This is a genomic window from Alterirhizorhabdus solaris, assembly GCF_007785815.1.
GTDB classification, from domain to species: domain Bacteria; phylum Pseudomonadota; class Alphaproteobacteria; order Sphingomonadales; family Sphingomonadaceae; genus Alterirhizorhabdus; species Alterirhizorhabdus solaris.
Genome location: NZ_VNIM01000009.1, coordinates 39,554 through 54,242, shown reverse-complemented (window position 1 = coordinate 54,242; position 14,689 = coordinate 39,554). Strand labels below are relative to the sequence as shown.

At 68.2% G+C, this 14,689-nt stretch carries 15 protein-coding genes; 7 read left to right on the top strand and 8 right to left on the bottom strand.

Going from position 1 to position 14,689, the window contains the following annotated elements:
* Positions 1–114: 114 nt before the first annotated feature.
* Both FOY91_RS04030 and FOY91_RS04025 read left to right on the top strand, forming a co-directional pair.
* Entirely contained in the window at positions 115–1,512 is a 1,398-nt protein-coding gene (locus FOY91_RS04030; protein ID WP_162527128.1) for an MATE family efflux transporter, read from the top strand.
* A 114-nt stretch (positions 1,513–1,626) separates the two neighbouring features.
* The gene (locus FOY91_RS04025; RefSeq protein ID WP_145148392.1) at positions 1,627–1,860 is read left to right on the top strand and encodes a hypothetical protein; all 234 of its coding nucleotides are present in this window, start codon (positions 1,627–1,629) and stop codon (positions 1,858–1,860) included.
* An 18-nt stretch (positions 1,861–1,878) separates the two neighbouring features.
* Here the strand turns inward: FOY91_RS04025 and FOY91_RS04020 are convergent, their stop codons facing one another.
* From FOY91_RS04020 to FOY91_RS03985, 8 genes are all read right to left on the bottom strand, one after another.
* Positions 1,879–3,012 (bottom strand): zinc-binding dehydrogenase, encoded by a 1,134-nt coding sequence (locus tag FOY91_RS04020; protein ID WP_238995230.1) that lies wholly within the window; start codon positions 3,010–3,012, stop codon positions 1,879–1,881.
* 148 nt (positions 3,013–3,160) lie between these two features.
* Positions 3,161–4,015 carry an isocitrate lyase/PEP mutase family protein gene (locus tag FOY91_RS04015; RefSeq protein WP_145148388.1) on the bottom strand — a complete coding sequence of 285 codons (855 nt, stop codon included), beginning with the start codon at positions 4,013–4,015 and terminating at the stop codon, positions 3,161–3,163.
* A 2-nt stretch (positions 4,016–4,017) separates the two neighbouring features.
* Entirely contained in the window at positions 4,018–4,608 is a 591-nt protein-coding gene (leuD, locus tag FOY91_RS04010; RefSeq protein ID WP_145148386.1) for a 3-isopropylmalate dehydratase small subunit, read from the bottom strand.
* Positions 4,605–5,978 (bottom strand): 3-isopropylmalate dehydratase large subunit, encoded by a 1,374-nt coding sequence (gene leuC / locus FOY91_RS04005; RefSeq protein WP_145148384.1) that lies wholly within the window; start codon positions 5,976–5,978, stop codon positions 4,605–4,607. Before leuC ends, leuD (FOY91_RS04010) begins: the two co-directional genes overlap by 4 nt.
* A gap of 4 nt (positions 5,979–5,982) precedes the next feature.
* A complete protein-coding gene (locus FOY91_RS04000) occupies positions 5,983–6,912 on the bottom strand; it encodes a polysaccharide deacetylase family protein (RefSeq protein WP_145148382.1) in 930 nt (309 codons plus the stop codon).
* On the bottom strand, positions 6,909–7,799 hold the full coding sequence (locus tag FOY91_RS03995) for a polysaccharide deacetylase family protein (RefSeq protein WP_145148380.1): 891 nt from the start codon (positions 7,797–7,799) through the stop codon (positions 6,909–6,911). Before FOY91_RS03995 ends, FOY91_RS04000 begins: the two co-directional genes overlap by 4 nt.
* The gene (locus FOY91_RS03990) at positions 7,799–8,479 is read right to left on the bottom strand and encodes an isochorismatase family protein (RefSeq protein WP_203234487.1); all 681 of its coding nucleotides are present in this window, start codon (positions 8,477–8,479) and stop codon (positions 7,799–7,801) included. Before FOY91_RS03990 ends, FOY91_RS03995 begins: the two co-directional genes overlap by 1 nt.
* The gene (locus FOY91_RS03985; protein ID WP_203234486.1) at positions 8,476–9,432 is read right to left on the bottom strand and encodes a hydroxymethylglutaryl-CoA lyase; all 957 of its coding nucleotides are present in this window, start codon (positions 9,430–9,432) and stop codon (positions 8,476–8,478) included. Before FOY91_RS03985 ends, FOY91_RS03990 begins: the two co-directional genes overlap by 4 nt.
* A gap of 85 nt (positions 9,433–9,517) precedes the next feature.
* Between FOY91_RS03985 and FOY91_RS03980 the strand changes: the two genes are divergently transcribed.
* The 5 genes from FOY91_RS03980 to FOY91_RS03960 all read left to right on the top strand — a co-directional run bounded on the left by FOY91_RS03980 (position 9,518) and on the right by FOY91_RS03960 (position 14,671).
* Positions 9,518–10,756 (top strand): CaiB/BaiF CoA transferase family protein, encoded by a 1,239-nt coding sequence (locus tag FOY91_RS03980; protein ID WP_338062066.1) that lies wholly within the window; start codon positions 9,518–9,520, stop codon positions 10,754–10,756.
* Positions 10,753–12,195, top strand: coding sequence for a 3-isopropylmalate dehydratase large subunit (locus FOY91_RS03975; RefSeq protein WP_145148374.1), 1,443 nt, complete (start codon positions 10,753–10,755; stop codon positions 12,193–12,195). The genes FOY91_RS03980 and FOY91_RS03975 overlap by 4 nt, the downstream gene beginning before the upstream one ends.
* Complete coding sequence (leuD, locus tag FOY91_RS03970) at positions 12,192–12,806, top strand: 3-isopropylmalate dehydratase small subunit (protein ID WP_145148372.1); 615 nt, start codon at positions 12,192–12,194, stop codon at positions 12,804–12,806. The genes FOY91_RS03975 and leuD (FOY91_RS03970) overlap by 4 nt, the downstream gene beginning before the upstream one ends.
* A 106-nt stretch (positions 12,807–12,912) precedes the next feature.
* Entirely contained in the window at positions 12,913–13,809 is an 897-nt protein-coding gene (locus FOY91_RS03965) for a VOC family protein (RefSeq protein ID WP_145148370.1), read from the top strand.
* 28 nt (positions 13,810–13,837) lie between these two features.
* Positions 13,838–14,671, top strand: a complete 834-nt coding sequence (locus FOY91_RS03960; protein ID WP_145148368.1) for an alpha/beta fold hydrolase — start codon at positions 13,838–13,840, stop codon at positions 14,669–14,671.
* Positions 14,672–14,689 lie beyond the last annotated feature (18 nt).

Below are 14,689 nucleotides of genomic sequence, written 5' to 3'. Positions count from 1 at the left end.
TCCCGGTCAGAGGGTTACACCCGCCCGTCATTTGATATATTAGTAGGTCAATTCTGGCGGTCAGCGATCGAACGGTCTAAGCCGCCGCCGGTGCATGCCGTGGAGACTGTTCCTGTGACATCCGGGCCAAGCGCGCTGACCTCCGGCCCGGTCGTTCCCGCGCTCCTGCTATACGCCCTGCCGGTGCTTGGCGCCAACGCGCTGCAATCGCTGAACGCATCGATCAATGCGATCTGGGTCGGCCATTATCTCGGCGGGATCGGGCTTGCGGCGACGTCCAACGCCAACCTCGTCATATTCCTGCTCTATTCGGTCATGTTCGGTCTCAGCACGGCCGTGTCGGTCATGGTCGGGCAGCATGTCGGACGCGGCGACGTGGATGGCGCGCGGCGGGTGACCGGATCGGGCTTCACGCTGTTCGTGGCGATCAGCATCGGCGTCGGCATCGCCGGCTGGATGCTGTCGCCGCGCATCCTCGACTGGCTCGGCACCCCGGCGCAGATCGTGCCCTACGCGCTGCCTTACCTGCGCATGATGTTCGTCGGGCTGCCGGCAACGCTGATGACGATCGCCGTGTCCATGATCGTGCGCGGCGCGGGCGATTCAGTGACGCCGCTGCTCGCGATGCTCCCCGGCATCGTGGTGGAGATCGTCGCGAACCCGATCCTGATCCGGGGCTACGGGCCGATCCCGGCGATGGGCACGGCCGGTTCGGCACTGGCGACGGCGCTGGCCGGCGCCGTCACGATCGCGATCCTGCTCGCCGCGGTCTATGCGCGGGACCGGCCGGTTCGGCTGCGCGAGGCGGAATGGGCCTATCTTCGCCCCAGCGCGTCGCTCGTGCGGGTCTTCGTCCTCAAGGGAGTTCCGCTGGGCTTGCAGATGCTCGTGATCGCCGGCTCGTCGCTGGTGATGATGAGCCTCGTCAACCGGCATGGCACCGCGACCATCGCGGCCTTCGGCGCGGCGAACCAGCTGTGGGCCTATGTGCAGATGCCGGCGATCGCGATCGGCATGGCGATCAGCGGCATGGTCGCGCAGAATATCGGGGCCGGCGCGTGGGGCCGTGTCGATCGCATCGCCTATGTCGGCGTGGCGATCAACGCGGTGGCGACCGGCATGCTCGTGATCCTCACCGCGCTTTTCGATGGCCCGCTGCTCCGCTTCTTCCTGCCGCACGATCCGGGGGCGATCGCCATCGCGCAACATCTCAACCTGCTCGCCAGCTGGAGCTTCATCCTGCAGGGATCGACGCTGGCCATGTCGTCGGTCGTGCGGGCGAACGGCGCGGTGGTGGTGCCGCTGATCGCCCTGTTCGTCGCGTTCGGGCCGGGGCGGATCGGGGCGGCGCTCGTGCTGGAGCCGGTGCTGGGCGTGGACGCGCTCTGGTGGAGCTTCCCGCTCGGCGCCGCGATCTCGATGATCCTCAACGGGCTCTACTATCGCTACGGCGGATGGCGCGCGCCGTCCCCGCTGGGGGGCGAACGCGCGGTCGCCCTGCCCGCCGGTTGACGACGTTTTCCCGCACGTCGGCCCGCTTCGCGCTTGCCATATTTGTATTGTCTTTATATCAAATGGGGGACGGCGCGGTCCTCCCCCCGCGCCCGCACAGAGACGAGGGCGATCATGCACCACCCGGCCCCGCCGCCGCAGTCCAAGGGCTGCCGTCCGGTCAATCCCGATCTGGTCGATCGCCTGCAAGCCATGGTGGATCGCCGCACCGATGCGGCGCTGACCGAGCAGTTCGGCATCAGCTACAATACCTGGCGCAAGCTCATCGCGGGGGAGCCGATCCGTGCGTCGGTGCTTACCCGATTGCAGGCGCGGATCGACGGCCTCGACGGCCGATCCGCGCGCTGAGGAGCGGCCACCTTTCGCTCAGGCGGGGTCCGGCACCATCACCTGCCGGATCGCGCTCCCGTCCGCCAGGCCGTCGAGCAGCGTGTTGATCCCGGACAGCGGGCTGATCGAGGTCAGCAGCGTTTCGACCGGCAGCCGCCCCGCCCGCCACATGGCGATGTAACGCGGAATATCGCGCGCCGGTATGGCCGACCCCATGTACGAACCGATCAGCGTCTTGCCGTCCGCGACCAGCGAGATGGCCGGGATGGTGAACGCCTCCGCAGGGTTGGGCAGGCCCACCGTCACGATGCGCCCGCCCCGCCGTGCCGCCGCATAGGCCGCCTGCAACACCGCCGCCTTGCCGACCGTCTCGATGACCACATCCGCGCCGCCCGCCGGAAACAGTTCGCCCAGCCGCGCCGTCTCGCCCACGTCCAGCGCGACCGCGCCCAGATCCGTTGCGATCGCCCGCTTCTCGGCAGAGGGATCGACCGCCACGATCGCCCCCGCGCCGCTGGCGCGCGCGGCGAGCAGCGCCGACAGACCGACGCCGCCCAGCCCATAGACGAGCACGTTTTCCCCCGGCCGCACCACGGCCGAATTGATGACCGCGCCCGCGCCCGTCAGCACCGCGCAGCCGAACAGCGCGGCAATGTGCGCCGGAATGTCCTTGTCCACCCTCACCGCCGAGCGGCGGTCAACGACCGCGTGCGTCGCGAAGGCCGACACGCCTAGATGGTGGTGAACGTCATGCCCACCCGCGTCATGCAGCCGGCGGCCGCCATTCAGCAGCCGCCCTTCCCCGTTCGCCGCGGCACCCGCCGCGCACATGTACGGCTCGCCGCCCTTGCAGCGCACGCACTCCCCGCAGGAAGGCAGAAAGGCGAGGATGACGCGGTCGCCGATCGCGAATTGCGTATCGTCCGCGCTGCCCAGCGCCTCGACGATGCCGGTCGCCTCATGGCCGAGCGCCATCGGCATCGGGCGCGGCCGATCGCCGTTCACCACGGAGAGATCCGAATGGCACAGGCCCGCCGCATCGATCCGCACGAGCAGTTCGCCCGGCCGGGGCGGATCGAGCGTCAACGTGGCAAGCTCCAGCGGGCGGTTGGCGGCATAGGGGCGCGCATTGTCGCCCGTGCGCGCGAGAACGGCGGCGGTGATGTCCATGGTCATCCGGTCCAGACGAATGCCGGCTTGGGGGCCGGTCGGGGCAGAGGGGGGCGAAGGGGCGTCAGAGTCTGTTTGGAAACGCGCCGCGGCGCGTTTCGCGGCACCGCCTCGAAACTTGCTTTTCCGCAAGTTTTCAAACGGACTCTCAGAGCGCCCACTTTTTCTCGAAATCCCACACGTCCTGAAAGCCGATGAGGCCGCAGAACTCCTTGAAGTCGAACATGGGCAGGTCGGCCGGCTCGCCGTCGCCCCCGTCGCGCAGCCGGATGAACGCGGTTTCGATCGCGGAGGCGGCGATCAGGCTGGAAAGCGAGGGGTAGATGGCAAAGGCGTAGCCGATGTCGCGCAACACGTCGCCCTTCAGGATCGGGGTCGATCCGCCATTGGCCATGTTCGCCATCACCGGCTTGTCGAAGGCGGCGCAGGCCTGCCGCATCTCCTCCTCGCTCTCCATCGCCTCCGGAAAGAGGATGTCGGCACCGGCCTTCGAATAGGCCTCGAGCCGGCGCAGCGCGCTGTCCAGCCCCTCGGACTGGCGCGCATCGGTGCGCGCGATGATGAGCAGGTCGTCGCGCGTCTCGGCCGCGACCCTGATCTTCTGGACCATGTCCTTGATGGGCACCACGCGGCGGCCTGGCGTGTGGCCGCACTTCTTGGGGAATTCCTGATCCTCGATCTGGATCGCGGAGATGCCCGCCGCCTCATAGCCGCGCACGGTATGCTGCACGTTGAGCAGCCCGCCGAAGCCGGTGTCGGCATCCGCGATCAGCGCGGCCTTGCTCGTCCGCATGATCGTCGCGTGTCGGTCGAGCATCTGCGTGTAGGTGACGAGCCCTGCGTCCGGCAGGCCGTAGGCGGAGGCGGTCAGCCAGTAGCCGGTGCCATAGACGATCTCGAAACCGACGCGATCGGCGATCACGGCCGAAATCATGTCGTGGATACCGGGAACGACGAAGAAGTCCTTGCTCGCGAGCCTGTCGCGGAGGCGGGTATCGGCCATGTTTAAATCCTTGCTGTCCAGAGCCAGGGGGCGGCGCGTCGCTGCGCCGCCTCGAAGCGGGAAACGTCGTCTTGATGAAGTGCCAGGATGCGAAGCGTGTCGTTCCAGCCGTTGAGGAGCGCCTCGCGCCGGTCGTCGGCGATGTCGAACGGGAGCACGTCGCCGGCTGCGGAAACGGTGCGGGCTGCGAGATCGACATCGATCGTGCCCCCCGCCTCCGCCACGTCGTGGAGCGCGGCCACCTGCGCGGCGTCGAGCCGGATCGGCAGCATCCCGTTGCGGAAGCAGTTGCCGTAGAAGATCTCGCCGAAGCTTTCGGCGATGACGACGCGGATGCCGAGATCGCCGATCGCCCAGGGCGCCTGTTCCCGGCTCGACCCGCAGCCGAAATTGGGGCCGGCGATCAGGATGCCGCGATCGTTGTCCTCGCCGATCGGGAATCCCGGAGTTGCCCGCCGGTCGGCGAACGCATAGGCGCCCAGCCCCTTCTTCTCGGTGACGAGCAGGAAGCGGGCGGGATAGATGATGTCCGTATCGACATCGGCCTCGCGCAGCGAAATGGCCTGCCCGGTCACGGTGGAAAGCGGCTTCATCGCGCCACCTGCCGCACGTCGACGATGCGGCCCGCCAGCGCGGCGGCGGCGACCATCGCCGGGCTCATCAGGTGCGTGCGCGCGCCGGCGCCCTGCCGTCCCTCGAAATTGCGGTTGGAGGTGGAGGCGCAGCGCGCGCCGGGCGGCAGGCGATCGTCGTTCATCGCGACGCACAGCGAGCAGCCCGGCTCGCGCCATTCGAACCCCGCCGCCACGAACAGCCGGTCAAGCCCTTCCGCCTCCGCCGCCGCCTTCACCCGCATCGAGCCGGGCACGACGAGCGCGCGCACCCCGTCGGCCACATGCCTGCCCCGGATGACCGCCGCCGCCGCGCGCAGATCTTCCAGCCGGCCGTTGGTGCAGCTGCCGATGAACGCGTGGTCGATCGGCACGCCTTCCATCGCGTCACCCGGCCGGAGGTCCATGTAATGCAGCGCCCTGTCGAAGCGCGCGTCGGCCGGCAGCACCGTGCCGAGCGGCACGACCTGATCCGGGCTGGTCCCGAAGGTGACGTGCGGCGCGATGCCGTCCGCCGCGATCACGATCTCGCGATCGAACGCGGCATCGGCATCGCTGGCGAGCGTGCGCCAGAAAGCGACGGCGGCATCCCACTGCTCGCCCCGCGGCGCGCGCGGGCGATCCCGCAGGTAGGCGAACGTCGTCTCGTCCGGCGCGACGAGGCCGGTGCGCGCGCCCGCCTCGATCGTCATGTTGCACAGGGTCATGCGGCCCTCCATCGAGAGCGCCGCCACCGCCTCGCCGGCATATTCGACCGCATGGCCGACCGCCCCCGACGCACCGACTTCGCCGATGAAGGCGAGCGCCATGTCCTTGGCGCTCACCCCCGGCGCAAGCCGCCCGGTGAACGTCACGCGCATCGTCCGCGCCCGTGCCTGCCACAGCGTCTGCGTGGCCATGACGGTGCCGCATTCCGAGGCGCCGATCCCGAATGCGAGCGCGCCGAACGCGCCGTGCGTGCTGGTGTGGCTATCCCCGCAGACGAGCGTGATCCCCGGCAGGGTGAAGCCCAGTTCCGGCCCGATCACATGGACGATCCCCTGATCGTTTCCCGCCAGCGGCAGATACTCGATCCCGAACGCGGCACAGTTGCGCTCCAGCAGCGCGACCTGCGCGGCTGCTTGGCGGTCGTCGATCGGCTTGTCCCGATCGTGCGTGGGAACGCTGTGATCGGCCACCGCCAGCTGCGTCTCGGGGCGACGCACGGTGAGGCCATCCTCGCGCAGCGCCTCGAAGCTTTGCGGCGTCGATACCTCGTGCAGCAGGTGGCGGTCGATGTAGAGCAGCGCCTTGCCGTCCGCCTCCGCGACGACATGGGTGTCCCACAGTTTTCCGTACAGGGTCCGCGCCATGCGATCAGCCAAGCTGGGCATCGGCCGACGCCGCGATCTGCGCGCCAGTGGCAAAACCGTGGCCGGGTTGCCCGGCAAGCCACATCAGCAACGCCTCGAACTCCGCCATGCGGTACGGCAGGCCGGTGATGTACGGCGTGACGTTCAGCGCGAGCATCCGCCCGCCGCCCGACGTTTCCGCCTCCCGCGCCAGCCAGTCGAACGCGTCGCGGATCTGTTCGCAATAGCTCGCCATCGATTGCTGCTGCACGTTGAGGATCTGGCGATCGGACAGTTCGTGGTTGAGCGGCAGGTTGAGGATCGGCCCGTTGGAGGTCGTCATCCGGTACGGCAGGTCGTCGTTCACCCAGTCGCAGCAATAAGCGATGCCCGCCTCGGCCAGCAGCGCCGGGGTGTTGAACGATTGCGAGCGGGCGATCGAGAGCCAGCCCCGGGGGGCCGCACCCGTCGTCCGGGTCAGGCCCGCAAGGCTGGCGGCGATCATCTCCCGTTCGTCTGCCTCGGCCACGCCCGTCGCGATGGTGGCGTTCATGTCGGTGGCGTGGGCGATGATCTCGTGCCCGGCCAGGACGATATCGCGCACCAGCGCGGGATAGCGATCGGCGATCGCGCTGTTCATCGCGACGCTCGCCTTCGCGCCTGCCTTGTCCAGCGCGTCGAGCAATCGGTAGATGCCGACCCGGTTGCCATAGTCGCGCGACGTATAGTGGCGGTAATCCGGGTAGGCCGTCTGCATGTGCCCCGGCGCGAGGAACGGCTTGGCATCGGGCGTGATCGGAAACCATTCGAGGTCGATCACGATCCAGCTCAGCACCTTCTCACCGTTCGGCCACGCCAGCGGCGGGCGTGAGAACAGGTTCGACCAGGGGTAGAGGTCGTGATCCATGCCCTCGCGGCGATGGGCATAATCGAGATAGGCGGGATCGAGGGTCATGCCACGGCTCCGCGCTGGGCGAGATAATGGTCCGCGATGTCGCCCGACCGGGTGATCCACGCGCGCCCGTCCGCCGCGATGTGCCGCAACACCTCCTCGAATGCGCCGATGCGATGCGGCTGCCCGATCAGGTAGCTGTGCAGCGGGATGCACATCACCGTACCGGATTGAGCGCCCTCGTCCGCCAGACGGTCATATTGCCGGATCAGCGTCTGCGCATATTCGCGCGGGCTCATGTTGTAGATGAAGAAGCCGTAGTGGTCGTTCACCTCGAGGCTGTACGGCATCGAGATGAGCTGCCCGCTGCGGGTCGCGACCGGCATCGGCTGGTCGTCATGGTACAGGTCGCAGGTATAGGTCATGCCATATTCGGCGATGAGATCGAGCGTGCGCGGCGTGTGCGTCAGCGCCGGGGCGAGCCATCCCCTGATCGTCTGGCCGGTCGCCTCGCGCACCGTCCGGATCGAATCCTCGATGATGAGCCGCTCCTGCGCCTCGTCCATGCCGTAGCTGTAGCGAGTGTTGTAGATCCCGTGCGAGAAGAACTCCCAGCCGAGCCGGTTGGCGTTCTCCACCACCTCGGGCACATGCTGGCAAAGGGCGACCGACAGCGAGACCGAGCCCTTGAAGCCGTGCTCCTCCATCATCTCGGCCATGCGCCAGTGGCCGACGCGGTTGGCGTAGTCGCGGTGCGAATAGCCGACAACGTCCGGGTGGGGCTTTGGCCAGCTCTTGCGATGCGGGTTGGCGGGCGGATCGAGTTCGTAGAACTCGAGGTTGGGCGACACCCACACGGCCACCGTCTTGCCGTCCGGCCACGCGATCTTCGGCCGGTCGCGATAGGGCAGGTAATCGTACAGGCCGGGATCGGCTTCGCCCTCGCGCATCACTGCGCCTCCAGCCAGTCGATCACGACCTGAACGGGTTCGACATCGGCATATTTGATCGCAAGGTCGGTGAGGTTCGCGAAGTGGAAGCTCTCATGCTTGTCCGCGCACGTCTCGATCGGGACGATGGTGCGGTAACCGCGCGACAGCGAGTCCACCGCCGTCGCGCGCACGCAACCGGAGGTGGAGCCGCCCGTCACCACCACCGTATCGACGCCGTGGAAGACGAGCAGTGACTGGAGCGGCGTCTCGAAGAAGGCGGACGGCATCCGCTTGGTGTAGATCGTGTCCGTCGGATCGATCTCGCAGCGCTCGTCGAACGCGTATCGACGGCTGCCGTACTTGATGTTCTGCAACGAATCCGGCGTGTCCGTCCGCGTGCCCCATATCCCGCAATCCGATCCGTCCTCGGCGTAGGCGACATGCGTCCAGACGACCGGCATCCCCTTGGCACGCGCGAGGTTCGAGATGGTATTGGTATGCTCGATCTGGCGGGGATCGGTTTCATAGGCCGTCGCGAACTCGTCGATCCGCGTGTACGCGCACTGGAAATCGACGTTCACGATCGCGAGCTTTTTGCCGAAGCCGAACTTGACGCGATTCGGCTTCGCGATCGTCTCCTCGAACAACTGGCGGGCGGTCTTGTCGTCGCACACCATCTTCGTCCCGATGATCGTCACGCCGGTTCTCCTTCCATGATCGTATTCCGGGCCGTGGCCGGCCTGAAGCCCAGCGGCAGCCCCGCAAGCGGCGAAAATCCATAGAGCGGTTCGTCGCCGAGCGCCGCCGCGACGCGCTCCCGCACGTCGAACAGCCGTTCCAGGTCGATGCCGGTCCGCACGCCCATCGCCTCGAACATGAAGACGAGATCCTCGGTCACGATGTTGCCGCTTGCCCCCGGCGCGAACGGGCATCCGCCAAGGCCACCGAGCGAACTGTCGAAGGTGGTCAGCCCCGCGTCGTAGGCGGCCAGCACGTTGGCGAGGCCGAGGCCGCGGGTGTTGTGGAGATGGATGCCGGTCAGCGCCTCACGCCCCAGCGCCGCCCAGAGCGCGGCGATCATCGCCTTGACGGAGACCGGGTCGGCATAGCCGGTCGTGTCGGCCAGACCCACCTCGTCGCAGCCCGCCGCCATCAGCGCCTCGGCCAGCGCGACCACCTTGGCGCGGGGCACCTCCCCCTCGATCGTGCAGCCGAATGCCGTGGAGAGGCTGCCCTCGAAATGCGGGCGGCGTTCTGCCGGCAGCGCGCGGATCATGCCGGCGATCTGCCGCGCCTCCTCCAGCACCTGCGCGTGCGTCTTCCGCAGGTTAGCGAGACTGTGGGATTCGCTGCACGACAGCGGCAGCGTGATCTTGTGCGCGCCCGCCGCCAGCGCATCCGCCGCGCCGCGTGCGTTGGGGACGAGCACGGCCACCGTCAGCCCCGGCAGTCCCCGGGCATAAGCGACGATCTCGGCCGTGTCGGCGAGCTGCGGCAGAAGTTTGGGCGGCACGAAACTGCCCACCTCGATCTCGCTGACGCCGGCCGCCACGGCACCGTCGATCCATGCCTTCTTGGCATCGGTCGGCATGGTCGCCGCGATGCTCTGCAACCCGTCGCGCGGACCGACCTCGCTGATCAAAACGTCCATGAGCGACATTCCTACCTTGATCCGATTTGTATTGTCTATATATCAATTGAAACGGGTTTGTCGAGATCGCGGGAGCGGACTTTTGGTGCAGAGAGCGGGGAAACTACCCCTCGAGGGGATCAGGGTTGTCGAGTTCAGCCACATGGTCATGGGGCCGTCGACTGGCACCATTCTCGGGGATCTGGGCGCCGATGTCGTCAAGGTGGAGCCGGTCGGGGGCGACCATACGCGCCGCCTGCTGGGTTCGGGATCGGGCTATTTCCCGATGTTCAACCGCAACAAGCGCAGCATCTGCCTCGACCTGAAAAGCGCCGAAGGGCTCGCCGTGGCGATCCGCCTCGTCAACGGCGCGGACGTGGTGGTGGAGAATTTCCGCCCGGGCGCGCTGGAGAAGCTGGGTCTCGGCCCGGATGCCTTCAGGACGAGTAATCCGGGCCTCGTCTACTGCTCGACCAAGGGGTTCCTGACCGGCCCCTACGAGCATCGCTCCGCGCTCGACGAAGTCGCGCAGATGATGGGCGGGCTGGCCTACATGACCGGCCCCACCGGCCGGCCGCTGCGCGCGGGCGCCTCCGTCATCGACATCGCCGGCGGCATGTTCGGCGCGATCGGCATCCTCGCCGCGCTGCTCGCCCGCACGCACGATGGCGAGGGCGCGATGGTGCGCGCGTCGCTGTTCGAGACGACCGCCTTCATGGTGGGCCAGCACATGGCGCAGATGGCGGTGACCGGCCAGGCCGCGCGCCCCATGCCCGAGCGGATCTCCGCCTGGGCGATCTACGACGTGTTCGAGACCGCCGATCCCGCCGAGCTGCTGTTCGTCGGCGTGGTGAGCGACGGCCAGTGGCAGAACTTCATCAAGGCGTTCGATCTCGGACCGATCGGCAACGATCCGCGCCTCGCCACGAACAATGAGCGCGTGCAGGCACGTGACGTGATCGTGCCGGTGGTCCGCAGGATCATGGCGGCATCCAGCCGCGCGGACCTGCTCGTCCGGCTGGAGGCAGCCGGGGTCGCCTTCGCCCCGATCGCCCGGCCCGAAGACCTGTTCGACGATCCGCACCTCAATGCGAACGGCGGGCTGCTCGACCTGACGCTGAACGACGGGCGGCCCATCCGCCTCCCCGCGCTGCCGCTGGAGATCAACGGCGCGATCCCCGGCGTGCGCCACGATCTGCCCCATCCCGGCGGCGACAGCGAGGCGGTGCTGCGCGATTTCGGCTTCACCGATGCCGAAGTCGCCGGGCTGCTGCAAAGCAGGACGATCATGGCGAACGCGACCGCTTCCGCGTCCCGCACGCCAGAGCACAAGCGCGCATCATGACGCCGGTCGCCAGTGATGCGCCCCGGCCGCCCCGCACGCTGGCGGGCGCGATCTGGGAGACGCACGTCGTCGCCGCGCTGGACGGCGAGACGGACCTTCTCGCGGTCGACCGGCTCCTCCTGCACGAGCGCACGGGCGGCGTGGCGCTCAGGAGCCTGGACGATGCCGGTCGCACGGTCGCCGCGCCGGCGCAGGTGTTCGCGACGATGGATCACATCGTCGATACCTTTCCCGGCCGCAGCGACGACACGCTGATGCCGACGGGCAAGGCGTTCCTGACCGCGATGCGCGAGGGGGCGCTGAAGCACGGCATCACGTTGTTCGATCTGCACGATCCCCGGCAGGGGATCGTGCACGTCATCTCGCCCGAGCAGGGCATCGTCCTCCCCGGCCTTACGCTCGCCTGCCCGGACAGCCACACCTGCACGCAGGGCGCGTTCGGCGCCATCGCATGGGGCATCGGCTCGACCGAGGCGGAACATGCGCTGGCGACGATGACGCTGCGGGTCGAACGCCCGCACGACATGCGCATCACGATCGACGGGCGGCTCGGCACGGGCGTCACCGCCAAGGATCTGGCGCTCCACATCATCCGCCGGCTCGGTTCGGGCGGCGCGAAGCGGCATATCGTCGAGTTCGCGGGCGCGGCGGTGCGGGCGCTCGACATGGAAGCGCGCATGACGCTGTGCAACATGGCGACGGAGCTCGCCGCGTTCGGCGCCATCATCGCCCCCGACGAGACGACCTTCGCTTATCTCGCAGGCCGCCCCTACGCCCCCGAGGGGGAGATGTGGGACACGGCGGTGGCGCACTGGCGGACGCTCGCCACCGAGGACGCCGCGCCGTTCGCGGTGGAGCATCGTTTCGACGCGGCCGAGGTGGCGCCGATGATTACATGGGGCACCAGCCCGCAGCACGGGATGCCGCTCGATGCGACAGTCCCGGCGTTCGAGTCGCTGGACGGCACGACCGGCCGCGCCGACTATGATCGCGCCATTGCCTATATGGACGTGACGCCGGGCGACCGCCTCGAAGGGCTGCCGGTGAATGCCGCGTTCATCGGCTCCTGCACGAACAGCCGCGTCTCCGATCTGCGCCGTGCCGCCGCCATCCTGAAAGGACGCAAGGTGGCGCCGGGCGTACGCGCGATCTGCGTGCCCGGCTCCACCCAGGTGAAGCGGGACGCCGAGGCCGAAGGGCTGGACGTCATTTTCCGCGACGCCGGGTTCGAGTGGCGGGAAGCCGGCTGTTCGATGTGCTTCTATGCGGGCGGTGAAAGCTTCGGCGCGCAGCAGCGCGTCGTCAGTTCCACCAATCGCAATTTCGAGAGCCGGCAGGGGCCGGGCACGCGCACCCATATCGCATCGCCGGAAACGGTCGCCGCCCCGGCGATCGCGGGCGCGATCGCGGACCCGCGGCGGCTGGAGCCACTGCCATGACGCCGCTCGTCAGGGTCGACGCCATCGCCGCACCGCTGATGCGCGACAATATCGACACCGATGCGATCATCCCCTCGCGCGAGATGAAATCGGTGTCGAAGACGGGGCTGTCCGGCGGCCTGTTCGCCGGCTGGCGCTATCGCGGGTCGAGCGGGCGGGAACCCGATCCGGCGTTCGTGCTCAACGATCCGCGTTTCGCAGAGGCCGAGATTCTCGTGACGGGCGCGAACTTCGGCTGCGGGTCGAGCCGCGAGCATGCGGTCTGGGCGCTCGCCGAATATGGCTTCCGCGTCGTCATCGCCTCCTCGTTCAGCCCGATCTTTCAGGGCAATTGCGTTCGCAACGGCGTGGCGCCGGTCGTGCTCCCCGACGATGTCTGCGACATACTCGCGGGGCTTGCCACCGAGGGTGCCCGCATCGCCGTCGATCTCGAAACCATGACGGTATCGGCGGCGGGGCAGCGCTGGTCGTTCGCGTTGGAGGACGAACCGCGCCTGATGCTGATGGAAGGCCTCGACGCGATCGAGCTGACGCGCAAGGGGCAGGCGCGGATCACCGCCTTCCGCGCCGCCGACGCGCAGGCACGCCCTTGGGTCTATCTCGAAAATTGATCGCCCGCTGGCACGAAGACGCTTGCAATATGTATTATGAATATATCAAATGCGGTCATGCGAGGGGCCGGGTACGGTAACTGCCTTTGATAGCGAGGGGACAAGCGTGACGCTTCTGAAATGCGCGACTCACGTCGTGAGCGACGTCGCCGCCGCCGTCGCGCGTTACGCGCGGGAACTGGACTACGTGGTCGTCGAGCAAAGCCGCCTCACCGAGGATCTCGCCGCGTCATGGGCGGCCCCCGCCAGCGCGGGCCGTGCCTTTGCGGTGATGCAGCCCGCGTCCGGCACCCCCGTCTTCCTCCGCTTCGTCGAGGGCGATCCCGTTCCGGGCTACCGGCCGATCAGGACGACCGGCTGGGCGGCGACCGAAATCTGCGTGCAGGATGTCGAGATCGTCAACGAACGCATGATCGCGTCCGAGAATTTCGAGGTCATCGGCCCGCCCAAGCCGCTCGATGGCTTTCCCACCGTCAAGCCCATGCAGGTGCGCGGCCCGGATCAGGAGATCGTCTATCTGACCGAGATCAGGACGGATGACCCGGAAAGCGGCCTGCCCGTACCGGCCTCGCTGGTGGACCGGCCCTTCATCCTCGTCCTCGCCTGCCCGGATCTCGCCGCGACGATCGCCTGGACCAGGGACGTGCTCGGCCTCGACGTGACGGAGCCGGTGTCGATCCGTTATTCGATGATCCAGCTCGCCTTCGGGCTGGACGCCGGGGAGAAGACGCCGCTCTGCATCGTGCGCTGGAAGGGCCAGACCTTCCTCGAACTCGATCAGTATCCGGCCGAGGTCACGCCGCGCGCCGCGCATCCCGGCGCGCTGCCCCCCGGCGTCGCGATCGTCACGATGATGCACCCGGATTTCGCGCGGCTGGACGGGCACTGGGCCTCGCCCCCCGTCGTCCGCGATGGCGCGCTGTACAGCGGCCGCCGCACCGGCGTCTTGAAAACCCCCGAGGGAGCGCTGCTCGAAATCATCGAGGGCGAACCCGTCGCCTGAGCGGCGCCCCTGCACGGAAAGGACAGCCATGACGACGATCAAGCGGGGCTTCGCGGACGTGCCCCACGGCCAGATGCACTACCGCCACGCCGGCGACGGCCCGCCGCTGCTGATGCTGCACGCCTCGCCCGGCAGCTCGCGCCAGCTTGTCGGGATGATCGGCGAATTCGCGAAGACCCACCGCGTCCTCGCGCCCGATACGCCGGGCAACGGCGACAGCGTGGCGATGGTCGACCGCGAGCCGACCATCGTCGAGCTTGCCGGCGCGGCGGAACGCTTCCTCGACGCGATGGAAGTGGACAAGGTCGATCTCTATGGTTCGCACACCGGCGCCGCGATCGCGGCCGAGCTGGCCATCGCGGCGCCCACGCGGATCAACGCCGTGGTACTGGACGGCGTCAGCCTGATGACGCCGGAAGAGCTTGAGGACATCCTCGCCAACTACGCCTTCCCGTTCCCCGCCGACCGGGAGGGCGCGTATCTGGCACGGGTATTCCAGTTCTGCCGCGACCAGTATCTCTTCTTCCCCTGGTACGATCGCACGCGGGGCGGACGGCGGGACAGCGGCCTCGGCTCCGCCGCCGACATCCACGCATGGGTGGTCGAGGTGCTGAAGGCGAACGAGACCTATCACCTCAACTATCGCGCCGCCTTCAAGTGGGACGCGGGCGAGCGCCTACCGCTCCTTAGCTGCCCGACCTTGCTGACGGCGGCCGAAACCGATCCGCTGCTGGAAGGCACCGCGGCGCTGGCGGGCGTGGTACCCGGCAGCCGCTATGCAGCCCTGCCCCGCTCCGACGCACCCGATTTCGCCGACCGGCGCGCCGCCGCGATCCGCGACTTCCTTGCCGACCACGCCTGACCCCCAAGAACCGGAGCC